The following is a 15,703-nucleotide window of genomic DNA, read 5'->3' as shown; positions in this document are numbered from 1 at the left end:
TTAGCCCATGTTTTTAATAAGTTCATCGCCGAATTCAGAACATTTCACTTCTGTAGCACCATCCATCATACGCGCGAAGTCATAAGTGACGACCTTGCTGCCGATTGTCTTATCCATAGACTTCGTGATTAAGTCTGCTGCTTCTCTCCATCCCAAGTGTTCAAGCATCAGGACACCTGAAAGAATGACAGAAGATGGGTTTACTTTATCAAGACCTGCATACTTCGGAGCTGTACCATGCGTCGCTTCGAAAATAGCATGTCCTGTTTCAAAGTTGATGTTCGCTCCTGGAGCGATACCGATTCCACCAACCTGAGCTGCAAGAGCGTCAGAAATGTAGTCACCGTTCAAGTTCATTGTTGCTACCACATCGAACTCTTTTGGACGTGTAAGAATCTGTTGCAAGAAGATGTCTGCAATTGCATCTTTAACAATGATCTTACCTTCAGCTTCTGCTGCATCTTGTGCTTTGTTGGCAGCGTCCTTACCTTCTTTTTCTACGATACGGTCATATTCTGCCCATGTGAACACTTTATCGCCGTATTCTTCTTCAGCGACTTCATATCCCCATGATTTGAAAGACCCTTCCGTAAATTTCATGATATTCCCTTTGTGTACAAGCGTTACGTTTTTGCGACCTTCATTCAAAGCATAATCGATTGCCGCACGGACAAGACGCTTTGTACCCTCTTCAGATACAGGTTTGATACCGATACCGGAAGTTTCAGGGAAACGAATGTTATGTACACCCATTTCATTTTGCAGGAAGTCGATGACTTTCTTCACTTCTGGAGTTCCTTTTTGCCATTCGATTCCAGCGTAGATATCCTCTGTATTTTCACGGAAAATCGCCATGTCTGTATCTTCTGGACGTTTAACAGGGGATGGAACACCTTCGAAGTAACGCACAGGACGCAGACAAGTAAATAAGTCCAACTCTTGACGTAAAGCAACGTTCAAGGAGCGAATCCCTCCCCCAATAGGGGTCGTTAATGGTCCTTTAATAGCAATCTTGTAATCTCTGATTGTTTCAAGAGTCGCTTCCGGAAGCCATTCTCCTGTTTCATCATAAGCTTTTTGACCAGCTAAAACTTCTTTCCATTCAATGGATTTTTCATTATTATATGCTTTGGCTACCGCTGCTTCGATTACACGGCTTGCTGCTGCCCAAATATCAGGGCCGATTCCGTCCCCTTCGATGTAAGGAATAACTGGACGTTCTGGTACATTTAATGATCCGTTTTGTTCTACTGTGATTTTCTGTGATTGTGTCAAAATAAACCCTCCTAATATTTTATATGAAATATGGATGGATCATCCTCTTTCATCATACGTTAAAATAGGTTGAATAAAAAGGGAGTAATACCGGCATAACGGTTACTCTTATCTTTCTTCGATTGGTGTGTAGCTTTGTCCTTTAGGTCCCACATATTCTGCACGTGGGCGAATCAGACGATTGTTGGAGTATTGTTCAAGAATGTGTGCTAACCAGCCTGAGACACGAGATACCGCGAAAATCGGTGTGAAAATATCGTGATCGATTCCAAGGCTATGATAAACAGAAGCTGAATAAAAGTCCACATTTGCAGGCAGACCTTTGTTCTCCTTGATATAATCTTCAATCTTAATGGACATTTCATAGTATTTAGAGTGACCAGTAAGCTTTGTTAATTCGCGGGACATTTCTTTCAAGTGCTTAGCACGAGGGTCTCCGGAACGGTAAACACGGTGTCCCATACCCATGATTTTTTCTTTATTTTCCAACTTTTTCTCGATTGCTGGAACTGCGTTCTCAACACTGCCGATTTCGGTTAACATTTTCATGACACGCTCATTTGCTCCGCCGTGAAGAGGACCTTTTAAGGCTCCAATCGCTGCTGTAACACCTGAATAAACATCGGAAAGTGTAGCAACACAAACACGAGCAGTGAACGTAGAAGCGTTTAATTCATGGTCGGCATGAAGTACGAGCGCCTTATTAAAAGCTTCAACTTCCAAATTTTCTGGATCTTTCCCTTTAAGCATATAAAGGAAGTTTCCAGCAAAGCTCAAATCTTTTTTAGGTGAAACAGGCTCTTCCCCTTTACGGATACGAGCAAAGGCCGTAACTACGGTAGGGATTTTTGCTTGCAGTCGAAGAGCTTTACGCTTATTCGCTTCTTCTTCCATGACATCTGCCTCTGTATCGAAAAGTCCCAGCATGGATACAGCCGTTCTTAAAGCAGCCATCGGGTGTACAGTCGATAGATCATAAGACTTCAAATGATCTACTATCTCAGCAGGAATATCCATATTGGATATCAGCTCTGTTTTAAAAGCTTCCAATTCTTCTTGATTAGGCAATTTTTGATTCCAAAGAAGATAGACAACCTCTTCAAAGCTTGAATTATTGGCTAAATCATCGATGTCATAACCGACATATGTCAGCTTGTCGTCAATGATTGAACTGATGGATGAATCTGTTGCTGTAATTCCTTCAAGACCTTTAGTTGATGATGACATACAATCTCTCCCTTTCAGAAATATTCTACATATGCTCGCCGATAAACAGCAAGAAAACGCTTTACTATTCGCTTGTTATCCTTTCAGGAGAACAACCCCGTTTACAATTATAAAGTATTCTGAAGAGAATGTGAATTGAAAACGTTTAATTTTGAGGGATTTTATCGAATATTCAATGATAGTCTTTGCGCTCCCAGGTGCTTCTCACGTAGATTCAAGCCTGGTGGGAAAGAGGTTCAGAAGTCGCTCCAGAAAGGACGTTTGGCATATGCACAACCAAATTTTACAAATGATTATACGCAGTTTACTCGTTCTTTTTGTCTTTATTGGAACTTTGGCGACTATTCTATTTTCCTGGATGTATCTATATCCTTTTGTTATCGCTCTTTTGTTATCGGTCGTCTTTCAACCATTCATCCGATTATTGGACAACCACCTTCACTTACCCAAGACACTTGCTATTCTTTTGGTTCTTCTTCTTTTCTGCAGCCTTGCTGGAGCTTTTGCGACCCTTCTCATTGCAGAGTTGATTAAAGGAGTTCAATATCTAGCTTCAGGTGTACCACATCAATTCTCCCTATTAACATCTCACATTACGAATGAATTTATGAAGATCCTGCAACCTCTACTAGATAGGATAGAGACTTTAAACACTCACTTAAGTATAGATCAACAACAATCATTGAATGTGTATTTGAAACTGGCGCAAGAAAAAATAAATCAGACAGGTATGGATATACTCCAAGCTTTGTTTGAAGGTCTTGGAGGGGTCCTCACTCAACTCCCTTCCTCTTTTACGACATTATTCATAACATTGCTTGCCACATTTTTCATATGTAAAGATTGGGAGCGTATCATAGATTTGTGCCAAAAATCATACCTGTTTTTGTGAGTGACAGGGTGAGTGTTTTTCGGTCTGAACTCTATCGTACAATAAAAGGGATTATAAAAGCTCAATGTACACTCGTAATGATTTCTGCAATAATCATTGCAACAGGACTTTACTTTATCGGTGCGTCCCATGTATTGACGATAACACTCTTAACAGCCTTTGTCGATTTCATCCCTTATGTAGGGACAGGAATAGTATTTCTCCCCTGGATTCTCTACCAATTCTTTAGTGGGGATTTTGCAATGACCATCTGTCTTTCTATCCTATATATGGTCGTCATGGTCACAAGACAAGCATTAGAACCTAAATTATTAGCTACCCATTTTGGTGTCCCCCCCATTTTATTGCTGATCAGTTTATTTCTTGGATTTCAACTGTTCGGAGGGTTCGGCATGCTAATTAGCCCGATCATCTTGATGATTGTTCAAACTATCCATAAAAGTGGGGTAGGAAGGGAGGTATGGATCTATATTAAAGGCAACTAAAACCTCCACTCAAGATGAAGTGGAGGTTTTAGTTACTTTCTGTATATGGTAATGGTCCCTTTTTGCATAGCCTTCTGGATGGCACTTCTCAAAAACCGTTTAATCGGCAATCTCGTTGCTGGGATTAATAACAAAAAACCGATAGCATCTGTAATGAACCCAGGGGTCAATAATACAGCACCACCAACTAGAATACACGCTCCATCTAAAAGAGTGTCCTGCGGCATTTGCCCATATTGGACGGATTGCTGAAAGTTTCTTATAGTTTCCAATCCTTGTTTTTTAGCTAACCATGCTCCTAAAACCCCTGTCAATATAATTAACAAAATAACCCATATGGGACCTATCCAATTCCCTGTCCAAATAAGGACGCCAATTTCCAATGCCGGAACAATTAAAATGAAAAGCAACAACCAACGAAACATAGCATCTTCCCTTCTTCCCATTTCCTTTATTATACCTTTTCCATTCCTATAAATAAAAAGAAAAGGTAGAGAAGGATAACCTCTCCACCTTTTTCCTGTTTACTGTTTTTAATTTTAATTACAGGACGCTTGCATGACCTTCGTAAATATCCCCACGGGAGCTGTCAATCGTAATATCTGCCCCATCATTAATTAAGTCTAGAGCATCATTGACACCGACAATTACAGGAATCCCCAGGCTTAACCCGACAACTGCTGCGTGGGATGTCAATCCACCTTCCAGTGTAATAATACCTGCTGCTTTCTCAATGGCTGGCATCATATCACGATCAGTGCCTTGTGTTACGATAATGTCCCCTTCTTCCACACGGTCAATTGCGTCTTGAGCATTTTTCGCAACAATGGCGCGACCATAAGCGCTCTTCTGTCCTACTCCTTGCCCTTTCACAAGCACATCACCGATTACGTGAACTTTCATTAAGTTTGTTGTGCCACTTTCACCCACTGGCACTCCTCCAGTAATGACGACACGGTCACCACGAATAGCAAGACCGGAAGCAAGGCTACGCTCCACTGCTACATCAAGCATATCATCTGTTGAGTATGCACGTGGTCCCATAACAGCATATACCCCCCATACAAGAGAAAGCTTTCGATTAACTTCTTCATCAGAAGTAATAGCTACAATCGGTGCTTTTGGACGATACTTGGAAATCATACGTGCTGTATGGCCACTTTCTGTAGGCGTAACGATTGCAGCAGCATTCAAGTTAATAGCTGTGTGAGTAACAGACTGACTAATGGCATCAGTGATTGTCATGTCACTGTGCTTCGAGCGTTCTTGCAATAGAGAAAGATGGTTCAAACCAGTTTCCGTTTTGCTTGCGATGTTATGCATTGTCTGTACTGCTTCCACTGGATAATCTCCTGCTGCGGTCTCCCCTGAAAGCATAATGGCATCTGTACCATCAAAAATTGCGTTAGCAACGTCAGATGCTTCCGCCCGGGTCGGGCGTGGATTACGTTGCATAGAGTCAAGCATTTGAGTTGCTGTAATTACTGGCTTACCAGCTTCATTACATTTACGAATCAAGCGTTTTTGAACTAGTGGAACATCCTCTGCCGGAATTTCCACCCCAAGATCGCCACGAGCAACCATCAAACCATCACTGACTTCCAAGATATCATCGATATTATCGACGCCTTCCTGGTTCTCAATCTTAGGAATGATTTGAATGTGATTGGCATTATGCTTATCCAAAAGCTCTTTAATTTCAAGGACATCAGATGCACGACGAACGAAAGAGGCTGCAATGAAGTCAACACCCTGTTCGATTCCAAATTCAATATCTTTCGCATCTTTTTCTGTTATCCCAGGAAGATTAACGCTGACATTAGGTACGTTTACCCCTTTTTTGTTTTTCAACGGGCCATTGTTCAAAACAGTTGTCTTAAGTTCATTATTATCTTTGTCGATTTCTTCTACTAGAAGTTCAACAAGACCATCATCCAACAAAATTTTAGACCCAGGATGGACATCATTAATTAAACCAGGATAAGTAACTGAGAAACGTTCAGCATCCCCTTCGATATCGTTCATAGAGACATATGCTGTTGAACCTTTCTCCAAGTAAACTTCTCCTTCTTTAAGTGTACCTGTGCGAATTTCTGGACCCTTAGTATCTAAAAGTATTGCCACAGTTTTCCCAGTAGTCTTGGAAGCTTCACGGATATTTTTCATTCTTGCTCCGTGCTCTTCGAAATCTCCGTGGGAGAAGTTCAGGCGAGCTACATTCATACCTGCTTCTATAAGCTCAGTTAATTTCTCTACAGACTCTGATGCAGGTCCGATCGTACTTACGATTTTTGTTTTTCTAAACATTTTATTTCCTCCTCAAATGCCTCTTACTCTTAAATCGATAGTTCTTTGGAAAGGCGATACATATCCATGTCGACTGAATGCTTTGTATTCAATATTTCAACAATATCATGATCCACCATTTTATTTTCCTGTATGCCCACCATGCGTCCCGCTTGTCCATCTAAAAGCAAATCTACAGCGTAAGCACCCAGACGACTTGCCAATACACGATCGGAAGCACTAGGAGAACCTCCGCGCTGAGTATGTCCAAGTACAGTTACCCGGGATTCTAAACTTGCAGCTTCATCAATTTTATGACCAAGCTCCACACCACTACCGACGCCTTCTGCTACAATTATAATGCTATGTTTCTTACCTCGGTCATGGCCTCTTCTCAATCTCTCAATAATATCATCAAAATCATCATTTGCTTCGGGAATCATGATACTTTCTGCCCCATCCGCAAGGCCTGCCCATAAAGCAAGATCACCCGCATCGCGCCCCATGACCTCAATAATAAATGTTCGTTCATGAGATGTCGCCGTATCACGTATCTTATCGATCGCATCAATGATCGTGTTAAGGGCTGTATCAAAACCGATAGTGAAATCAGTTCCAGGAATGTCATTATCAATGGTCCCTGGTACTCCGATACATGGATACCCTTTTTCCGTAAGTTTTTTAGCCCCCATAAAGGTACCATCACCGCCGATAGCTATCAAGCCCTCGATACCATGTTTTTTCATTTGTTCTATCCCTTTAAGCTGGCCTTCTTCGGTTTTGAATTCTTCACAGCGAGCAGAATAAAGTTTCGTTCCCCCACGTTGAATAATATCCCCTACAGAACCGAGCTCCATCTTCTCGATATCTCCATCAATTAGCCCTTGATATCCATACTTAATCCCGTACACTTCTAAACCATGATAAATGGCTTTACGAACGACTGCCCGTATTGCTGCGTTCATACCCGGAGCGTCGCCCCCACTAGTAAGTACACCGATTTTTTTCATTACCATCACCTCAAAATGATTTCTAGTTATGTTGTAACCAACCAAAGATGAATTGAAACCTCAGTCCATTTTAAAAGCATAGTATAGCCTATCCCCTAGTCTATACAATTAATGTGAACATCAACATTCAATCCATAAATGATATCGTTACTATCCGTTTAAGAAGCGAAAAGCCGCACCCTTGTGCGACCTTTCTAATTCGGACATATGATTTTCAACCATCCTATTATAAATCAAGATAAGTGTAATCGCCAATATTTTTATATTTTAAGAACCGCTGTTCTAATAACTCTTCTTCACTGAGGGATTCGAGAGCTGAAAGAGTATCAATAATCACCTTTTCGATTTCCTTCGCTTGACCTTCGATATCACGATGAGCCCCACCTCTTATTTCAGGTATTACTTCATCAATGACGTTAAGCTTTTTCAAATCATAGGAAGTGATTTTCATGGACTCGGCTGCTTCCTGAGCAAGCCCAGCATCTTTCCACAATATAGATGATGCCCCTTCGGGAGAAATGACGGAGTATGTTGAGTTTTCAAGCATGAAGATTCGATCTCCTACTCCAAGGCCCAATGCGCCTCCACTTCCTCCTTCTCCAATTACAATACAGATAATTGGGACAGTCAATCCTGCCATTTCCATCAAGTTTCTGGCAATGGCTTCACTTTGCCCTCTTTCCTCTGCGGCTTTCCCAGGGTATGCCCCTTTAGTATCAATGAAAGTAATAATAGGGCGGCGGAATTTCTCTGCTTGCTTCATTAGACGTAGAGCTTTACGGTACCCCTCCGGGTGTGGCATGCCGAAATTACGTCGTATATTTTCTTTTGTGTCTTTCCCACGTTGGTGACCAATAACAGTAACAGGTTGATCTTTGAACTTCGCAATACCTGATACGATAGCTGCATCATCTCCAAAGCTCCGATCCCCATGCATTTCTAAGAAATCTGTAAATAAATACTCAATATAATCCAGGGTTGTCGGTCGCTCCGGGTGACGAGCCATTTGGACGCGATCCCATGGAGCCATGCGGTCATAAACATCCGTTTCGAGTTTCTCCAACCTTTTCTCAAGGGTGTCAATTTCATCGCTCAAATCCATCTCACTATTTTCTGTCAACTTCTTTAAGTCTACAATTTTTTCTCTCAGCTCAATGACAGGCTTCTCAAATTCAAGCACGTGCTTCACGCTCTGTCACCCCCTATAGAATGAAGATCAAGGATTGTAGTTAACGTTTTTTTCATTTCATGACGGTGGACCACACGATCTAATTGTCCATGCTCTAATAAGAATTCTGCCGTCTGAAAATCATCTGGTAACTTCTCACGTATCGTCTGTTCAATGATTCTTCTGCCTGCGAAACCGATCAAGGCACCTGGTTCAGCGAAGTTATAATCTCCAAGAGATGCAAAACTGGCCGATACTCCTCCCGTAGTCGGGTGAGTCATAACAGAAATAAATAGACCTCCATCTGCGTGCAAACGCTGTAAGGCTACCGAAGTTTTCCCCATTTGCATGAGGCTTAGGACACCTTCTTGCATTCTTGCCCCACCCGAGGCTGTGAATATGATAAATGGAACGCCTTCTTTCCTTGCGTTTTCAATGGCATTCGTAATTTTTTCTCCAACTACAGATCCCATGCTCCCCATACGAAAACGAGAGTCCATAACGGCAATGGCAGTCTCCAGGCCATTCATCTTCGCTTTCCCTGTAACAACCGCTTCGTTCAGGTCGGATTTGATACGGTCCTTTTCCAACTTTTCCTCATATTCTGGAAAACGTAAAGGGTTATTAGAAATCATATGCTTGTCCCACTCAATGAAGGATTCCTCATCAAATAAGTGTTGGATGCGTTCATACGCGCTGAGACGGTGATGATGATCACAATGAGGGCAGACATTCATATTTCGATTCAATTCTTTTCTGTAGAAGATTTTCTGGCAGTTTGGGCATTTTTGCATCAAACCTTCAGGTACATCCTGCTTCGCTTCCTGGCTAGGAATGGATGCGTATCTTTTTTTCTTGCTGAAAAAGTCTCTTAGCAAGGTGATTCCTCCTTTGGGACAAAGCTTCCTTTCTTATACAATATACAAAAAATCCATCACGTAATATCACTCATTATGTCGAATAGGTTTCGACAAAGATATGTTCAACGGAATAATTGAAAAACATCGAGCACATCTCCATGTTCCATCGTATCTATCATTTCCTTATACCAATCATCCGCATACGTTACATCATGGACGGTCTGCGTGAATCCGGAGATGAATTGCCACATCGATAAGAGTAAAGGTTGATCACAAAGATGGAAAAAATACTCGAATACAGTTTGATGGCGTTCTTCTGCTGTATGTTCTGAGATAAGCTTTTTAACATTTACAATATCTGTTTTAGAAAGTTTTTCCTTTAACAATAACAGAACTTCTTTCTCGATCATTTGTTTAGCCGTCAGTAGTTCTGCTTTTGTCCTTGTTTCATTGAGAAGGAAATTCGAGAGCAACTCTACCATATGGTAAGGCCGATAAGCTCTCATGTACGTACCTTCTCCCCTTCGTGTCTCAATCAGACCCAAGAGTTCCATAGCTCGAAAAGCCTCTCTTATAGAGGACCTCCCTACGTGGAGCTGTTCACTCAATTCTCTTTCAGAAGGTAACTTATCCCCCGGTTTCAATTGGTTTTCTTCAATATATGATTTCAGTTGATGAAGGACTCCTTCGTAGACTTTGCCTTGATGTTCTTGGGACACGTCAGACGGACACCTCTTTTCATAACGGCTCCATGTACTATTTATGTAACAGGAGAAAAATTAACGTTTTTCTCCTGTTTTATATCAACCTTCATCAATCAAAGTCAGTTGTCTTGTTTTCTCTGCAACTTCCTCAGGATCCACATGGTGACGAGCTACTCCGGATTCCATAGCTGCTTTTGCAACACTAGCTGCTACGGCAGGGGCAACACGTGGATCGAATGGTGCAGGGATTACGTAATCTTCACTCAGCTCGTCATCACTCACTAAGGAAGCGATCGCTTCTGCTGCTGCAATCTTCATTTTCTCATTTATTCTTGTTGCGCGTACATCCAAAGCACCACGGAAAATGCCCGGAAATGCTAACACATTGTTCACCTGGTTAGGAAAGTCAGAACGACCTGTTCCAATAACACGGGCTCCTGCTTCTTTCGCATCCTCAGGCATGATTTCCGGCTCAGGGTTCGCCATGGCGAAAATGATAGAGTCGTCGTTCATGCGAGAAACTGTCTCTTTAGAGAGTAACCCACCGACAGATACCCCGATAAATACGTCGGCTCCTTCCATAACTTCTTCCAATTTTCCTTCGGTACGGTCTTTATTGGTTATTTTAGCTATTTCATCTTTCACATCATTCATACCAAATTCGCGCCCTTCGTAAATCGCGCCTTTAGAATCACACATGATTATGTCACGGACGCCGAAATGATAAAGTAACTTAATGATTGCGATTCCTGCGGCTCCGGCACCATTTGCAACGACTTTAATTTCAGAGAAAGATTTGCCCGTAATCTTCAGGGCATTCATAAGGCCGGCTACGGTTACGATTGCTGTACCATGTTGGTCATCATGGAAAATAGGAATATTGGTTTCCTTTTTCAAACGGTCTTCAATGATGAAACAATTTGGGGCTGCAATATCTTCGAGGTTTACTCCTCCAAACGTTGGTTCCATTAACTTGACTGTCTGGACAATCTGGTCAACATCTCTAGTATTCAAACAGATAGGGAATGCATCTACCCCAGCAAAGCTTTTGAATAAAGCAGCTTTCCCTTCCATGACAGGTAAAGAGGCTTCCGGTCCAATATTCCCTAGACCAAGAACTGCTGAGCCATCGCTAACGACAGCTACCATATTTCCTTTCATCGTATAATCATAAACCGTTTCTTTATGATCATAGATTTCTTTACAAGGCTCCGCCACCCCTGGCGAATAAGCTAGACTCAAATCTTTGGCATTACGGACAGGTACCTTAGAATGGGTTTCCAACTTCCCTTTATTCACACGGTGTACATGCAGCGCTTCATCTCGCAAGTTTGACACAACGACTCTCTCCTTTAAACTGTGATATAAACCGACAAAGGTGGTCTGACCACCATTAACCTCTTAATTATAACAGATGAATATAGAGTGTAAAGAATTTCAAAACTACGGTCTAAGTTTTTCAATCTCCTGTTTCCTTATTTACCGACCTTAATGCTACAGATGTTTCCCCAAAAAAGTCATTCAAATTATTTAAAGACTCTCTCGACACCGTCAGACAGTAACTTTCATCTAATCGGTATGTAACTCTATCCTCTGATCGAAAAATGAAGACTGGTGTATTACCTGGGAAATATTCTGCCACTTCTTTCAACTTCTCTATCGATTGATACTCATTCTTTTCCGTCACTTTTATAAAAAGACGTTGCTCAGGCGACGCCTTTAAATTTTCCGGATTAAAAGCAGCTACTCGATCAATGATCAATTGTTTTCTATTGCTCCGTTCCTCCAGTCTTCCTTCTAACAAAACGAGCATTTGCTCCTTAAGCCAAACCTTTACATCACGATATGTCTCCGGAAAAAGGACAGCGTCCATTTCAGAGGTCTCATCACTGAGTGTAACAAAAGCCATTGGATCTCCTCGTTTCGTACGAATTTCCCGAAGGTTTTCGATCGATGAAGCAACCTTAACCTTTCTTTTTGAATCCAACCCATTCGCTTGTTGAAGGGGGATGATCCCTTTTTCTCGTAAACTTCTTCGTTGCTGGCCGAGAGGGTGTTGAGATAGATAAGTCCCGAGAACTTCTTTTTCCATCAACAAACGTTTCAAAGGAGGGAAAGGATCGACATGTACCATTTCCATTTCCAATTCACTTCCGAAAAAGCCAGGCTGATCTTGAAATTCTTTAAATAGCTCTCCTTGTTCCAAAGCCTGATCGATACTAGCTAATACACTTGCCCTGTTTTGATGTAAAGCATCAAAACAACCAGCAAGAACTAAAGACTCTATTACTTTCCTAGATACTATTTTCCCATCCACCCGCAAACAAAAGTCATTCAAATTTCGAAAAGCACCATTCATTCTTTCCTGGATGATCGCTTGTGCTGCTTGATATCCTACTCCTTTAACCGCTGTCAGTCCAAGTCTTATTTCCCCGTTCTCATCTTGAGTCAAGCTTTGGCTTCGGTTTATGGAAGGAGCTCTTACCTCAACCTCCATATCCCTGGCTTCACGAATGTATACGGTCAGTTTCTCACGATCTCCAAGATGTGCGTTCATTAATTCAGCTATGAAATATGAAGGGAAATGTGCCTTCATATAAGCTAATTGATAAGATATAAGACTGTAAGCGACAGCATGACTTCTATTGAATCCATAATTGGAAAATTTTACGATCCAATCAAATAATTGATGAGCTACACTCTCTTCATATCCTCTTTTTTCACATCCGGTAATGAATTTCATCCGTTCATTTTCTAACACATCCGCTTGTTTCTTACTGACAGCTCTTCGTAAGATATCGGCCTCTCCTAAAGAATACCCCGCAACAAGTTGGGCAACTTGCATGATTTGTTCTTGATATACTAACACACCAAACGTAGGAGCTAATATCGGTTTTAAATCAGGATGTGGAAAAGGAACGTCCTTCCCGCCGTTTTTCCTTTCAATATATGTCGGAATATATTCCATAGGTCCTGGACGGTAAAGAGCATTAACCGCCACAACGTCTTCAAAGTGATTTGGTTTAAGCCGCATAAGTACACTTTTCATCCCTTGGGATTCTAATTGAAAAACCCCATTCGTCTTTCCTCTCTTTAAAAGCTCGAAAGTGAGTGGATCGTTCAATGGAATTTGATTAACGGAAAACTCCTCGTCACGATAACGTTTTACTTTGCTTTCCATTCTTTCAATAAACGATAGATTTCTTAGACCGAGAAAGTCTATCTTCAAAAGTCCCACCTTTTCCAAATCCCCCATCGCTAATTGGGTTAAAGGGACCTCTCCTTGTCCTTTCATAAGAGCTGTGTATTGAATAAGGGGCTCCTCACTTAAAACGACCCCCGCCGCATGTGTAGACACATGCCTTGGCAGTCCCTCTAGTTTTGCAGCCACTCTAAATAACATCTTCAATCGTTCAGAATTGCGAACATAATCTTTTAGTTCCGTTGACTGCTTCACAATATTAACCAACGATGATGTCGTCACTTTGGGGACTTGATTAAGAATGAAGGAGGCATCACTATCTTCAATGCCAAGGACCTTGAATAACTCTCTCAAAACACTTCTGGCAGCAAATGTACCGAAAGTACATATTTGCGCTACATGATCGCTTCCATACTTTTCAACTACATAAGCGATTACTTCATCTCTCCGATGATCAGGGAAATCAATATCAATATCCGGCATATTGATTCTTTCAGGGTTTAGAAACCGCTCAAACAACAAGTCATATTCCAGAGGGTCGACTTGAGTAATGTCCAACAAAAAGGCAACAATAGAACCTGCTGCAGAACCACGTCCAGGTCCTGCATGTATCCCCTTGCCCCTTGCATAACTGATAAAATCCCATACAATAAGAAAGTAATCACTAAATCCCATACGGGTAATTACAGAAAGTTCATGTTCAAGTCTTTCCGAAGCCTTATTTCTTTCTTCCTGCCTATATTTCCTATAAAGGGAAGCTTCGCACAATTCTCTCAGGTATCCATCGGGCTTTTCATGGTTGGGAGTCGGATACGATGGCAATAACTGGCGATCCAGTTTCATCTCGACATGACAAGCATCAACAATTGTTTCTGTTGCCGTAAGAACTTCTGGCCACCATTCACTAAAGAAGCTCTCCATTTCTTTCATAGTCTTTAAATAATAGTGCCCCTTATTACGCTCAGAATGATAGCGCGTCCCCTCATCAATCGCTCTTAAACATTGATAGGCCACTTCATCTTCTCTATGAAGATAGCGAACATCCCCCACTGCTACAACTTTCATTTTATTGTGTTGAACCCAATCCTTCATGGGCGTATGTAATTGCCGTTCTGAATGAAGGTCTTGATCCTGAATACTTAAATAAAAATCCTCTTCTCCCAGAGCTTCTAGCCAACGCTTACGAGTATCTTCTATTTTATCGAACATCCGGTTAGCAATCGAATCCGCCCATGGTGAGGAAGAGGTCAGTAGAATAAAAATTAAACCTTCTTTGTGTTCTTTCATCATTTCCAGTGTCATGTTCTCCCCATTTTTCTGAGTGAACGTACTGATTTTAATAAGGTTTTCATACCCCACATTGGACTTGGCAATCAATATCACAGGAAAGGGCAGGGAGCGATCAACGATTGTTGTCTTCAAGCCGATAATCGGTTTTATTCCACTTCTCTTGCATTCTTGATAGAACAAAATTGTACCACTCAAAGATCCTTCATCAGTAAGAGCGATAGCCTTAAAACCAGATTGCTTAGCCGTTTCTACCAGTGAAGGAATTTTTATCGTACTATTCATCAAGCTGTAGCCACTTTGAACGTTCAAGTGGGTAAAAGTCATTTTCGCACACCTTCTTTCACATAAATTATAGCTAGTCTACGCTTAGGATGAAAGCCTTCTGCATATTTGGAAGAGAAAGAGAATAATTGTTAAGGTAAGAGACTATTTTTTATTAGCGAAAAGAGGGACAAGATGGAAGACCGTTTAGTCATATCTATGATCCAATGCTTCTTTATCGCTTTTGGGGTTATTGTCGGAGGAACGATTATAGGAAGCATCGGAAGTTTTCTGACTGGAGAAGCCGCGCTCACTTCCATGTTCCGTATCGCTAAGGGGTTGAGGATTTGGGCCATAGTTGCTGCGATTGGTGGAACATTCGATGCTATCAGTAATTTTGAGAAAGGAATATTCGATGGTTCTACATTTGACATTTTTAAGCAAGTGATGATTATAGTAGCTGCAATGGGTGGCGTCAAAGCCGCACTTCTGCTTTTTGTATGGCTATTAGGTGATGAGGTGACCTGATGCATTTTCCAGCTTATCACAAAAATAAAGAATGGAGACGATTGTTTGCGGGCATTATACTCGGAGCCATTCTCGGTTATGCTTTCTTTTTATTCATCCATGGACAATTGCAGCAAAAATACACCGAAGAACATATTGAAATGACAGCCAAGATAAATGAATGGGAATCAAAATATGAGGCACTCCTCAATAATCAGGAACAAGGTACAGGGGAAAAGCCTCTGAGTATTAAAGACATTGAGATAGCTTATACCAATGCTAAAAAACTGGAAATCGACCTTTTGACCCAGCACCAGCTTACCACATTAGTGAAAGACCAGGTGAAATCCATACCCGGAAAGGAAATTGATGTTGTTAAAGACCAGGTGGATTTGATTATATCAGCAATAGAAAATAAAAATTATGTGGTCGATGATTTCACTTATGAATTAAAAATTACTCGCATGATTGTTTCCGAGGTGATTACTATGCACCTTGAAATAAAATTAGTGCGTTAAACATGGACAGAGCAGGCT

The 15,703-nt window shown here is 41.3% G+C and carries 14 protein-coding genes; 4 read left to right on the top strand and 10 right to left on the bottom strand.

Annotated elements, in window-relative coordinates; genetic code table 11:
- Positions 1-1,275 carry an NADP-dependent isocitrate dehydrogenase gene (gene icd, locus BMZ58_RS00400; RefSeq protein WP_075034591.1) on the bottom strand — a complete coding sequence of 425 codons (1,275 nt, stop codon included), beginning with the start codon at positions 1,273-1,275 and terminating at the stop codon, positions 1-3.
- 108 nt (positions 1,276-1,383) lie between these two features.
- Positions 1,384-2,502, bottom strand: coding sequence for a citrate synthase (citZ, locus tag BMZ58_RS00395; protein WP_075034590.1), 1,119 nt, complete (start codon positions 2,500-2,502; stop codon positions 1,384-1,386).
- Positions 2,503-2,770: 268 nt separating this feature from the next.
- On the opposite strand from citZ, the gene BMZ58_RS21550 reads away from it, so the two are divergent.
- On the top strand, positions 2,771-3,394 hold the full coding sequence (locus BMZ58_RS21550) for an AI-2E family transporter (RefSeq protein WP_075034589.1): 624 nt from the start codon (positions 2,771-2,773) through the stop codon (positions 3,392-3,394).
- Entirely contained in the window at positions 3,367-3,879 is a 513-nt protein-coding gene (locus BMZ58_RS21545) for an AI-2E family transporter (protein ID WP_075034588.1), read from the top strand. The genes BMZ58_RS21550 and BMZ58_RS21545 overlap by 28 nt, the downstream gene beginning before the upstream one ends.
- A 32-nt stretch (positions 3,880-3,911) precedes the next feature.
- Here BMZ58_RS21545 and BMZ58_RS00380 read toward each other — a convergent pair whose 3' ends face one another.
- From BMZ58_RS00380 to dnaE, 8 genes are all read right to left on the bottom strand, one after another.
- Complete coding sequence (locus BMZ58_RS00380) at positions 3,912-4,304, bottom strand: FxsA family protein (RefSeq protein ID WP_075034587.1); 393 nt, start codon at positions 4,302-4,304, stop codon at positions 3,912-3,914.
- A gap of 118 nt (positions 4,305-4,422) precedes the next feature.
- A complete protein-coding gene (gene pyk / locus BMZ58_RS00375; RefSeq protein WP_075034586.1) occupies positions 4,423-6,186 on the bottom strand; it encodes a pyruvate kinase in 1,764 nt (587 codons plus the stop codon).
- A 29-nt stretch (positions 6,187-6,215) separates the two neighbouring features.
- On the bottom strand, positions 6,216-7,175 hold the full coding sequence (gene pfkA, locus BMZ58_RS00370; protein WP_075034585.1) for a 6-phosphofructokinase: 960 nt from the start codon (positions 7,173-7,175) through the stop codon (positions 6,216-6,218).
- 226 nt (positions 7,176-7,401) lie between these two features.
- Positions 7,402-8,364: an acetyl-CoA carboxylase carboxyltransferase subunit alpha gene (locus tag BMZ58_RS00365; protein WP_075034584.1), complete on the bottom strand. Its 963-nt coding sequence runs from the start codon at positions 8,362-8,364 to the stop codon at positions 7,402-7,404.
- Complete coding sequence (gene accD / locus BMZ58_RS00360; protein WP_075034583.1) at positions 8,361-9,221, bottom strand: acetyl-CoA carboxylase, carboxyltransferase subunit beta; 861 nt, start codon at positions 9,219-9,221, stop codon at positions 8,361-8,363. The genes BMZ58_RS00365 and accD overlap by 4 nt, the downstream gene beginning before the upstream one ends.
- 104 nt (positions 9,222-9,325) lie before the next feature.
- A complete protein-coding gene (locus BMZ58_RS00355) occupies positions 9,326-9,922 on the bottom strand; it encodes a FadR/GntR family transcriptional regulator (RefSeq protein WP_075034582.1) in 597 nt (198 codons plus the stop codon).
- Positions 9,923-10,006: 84 nt separating this feature from the next.
- Positions 10,007-11,245: an NADP-dependent malic enzyme gene (gene ystJ / locus BMZ58_RS00350; protein ID WP_075034581.1), complete on the bottom strand. Its 1,239-nt coding sequence runs from the start codon at positions 11,243-11,245 to the stop codon at positions 10,007-10,009.
- A 121-nt stretch (positions 11,246-11,366) separates the two neighbouring features.
- Positions 11,367-14,723, bottom strand: coding sequence for a DNA polymerase III subunit alpha (gene dnaE, locus BMZ58_RS00345; RefSeq protein ID WP_075034580.1), 3,357 nt, complete (start codon positions 14,721-14,723; stop codon positions 11,367-11,369).
- A gap of 132 nt (positions 14,724-14,855) precedes the next feature.
- Here dnaE and ytrH point away from each other — a divergent pair, with 132 nt between their 5' ends.
- Together ytrH and ytrI are read left to right on the top strand one after the other, a co-directional pair.
- On the top strand, positions 14,856-15,188 hold the full coding sequence (ytrH, locus tag BMZ58_RS00340; RefSeq protein ID WP_075034579.1) for a sporulation membrane protein YtrH: 333 nt from the start codon (positions 14,856-14,858) through the stop codon (positions 15,186-15,188).
- Positions 15,188-15,685 (top strand): sporulation membrane protein YtrI, encoded by a 498-nt coding sequence (ytrI, locus tag BMZ58_RS00335; protein WP_075034578.1) that lies wholly within the window; start codon positions 15,188-15,190, stop codon positions 15,683-15,685. The genes ytrH and ytrI overlap by 1 nt, the downstream gene beginning before the upstream one ends.
- Positions 15,686-15,703: the final 18 nt, after the last annotated feature.

It is taken from the genome of Halobacillus dabanensis (assembly GCF_900114165.1).
Lineage (GTDB): Bacteria > Bacillota > Bacilli > Bacillales > Halobacillaceae > Halobacillus > Halobacillus dabanensis.
Note: the sequence above shows the minus strand (reverse complement) of the source record. Positions and strands in the feature narration are given on the sequence as shown.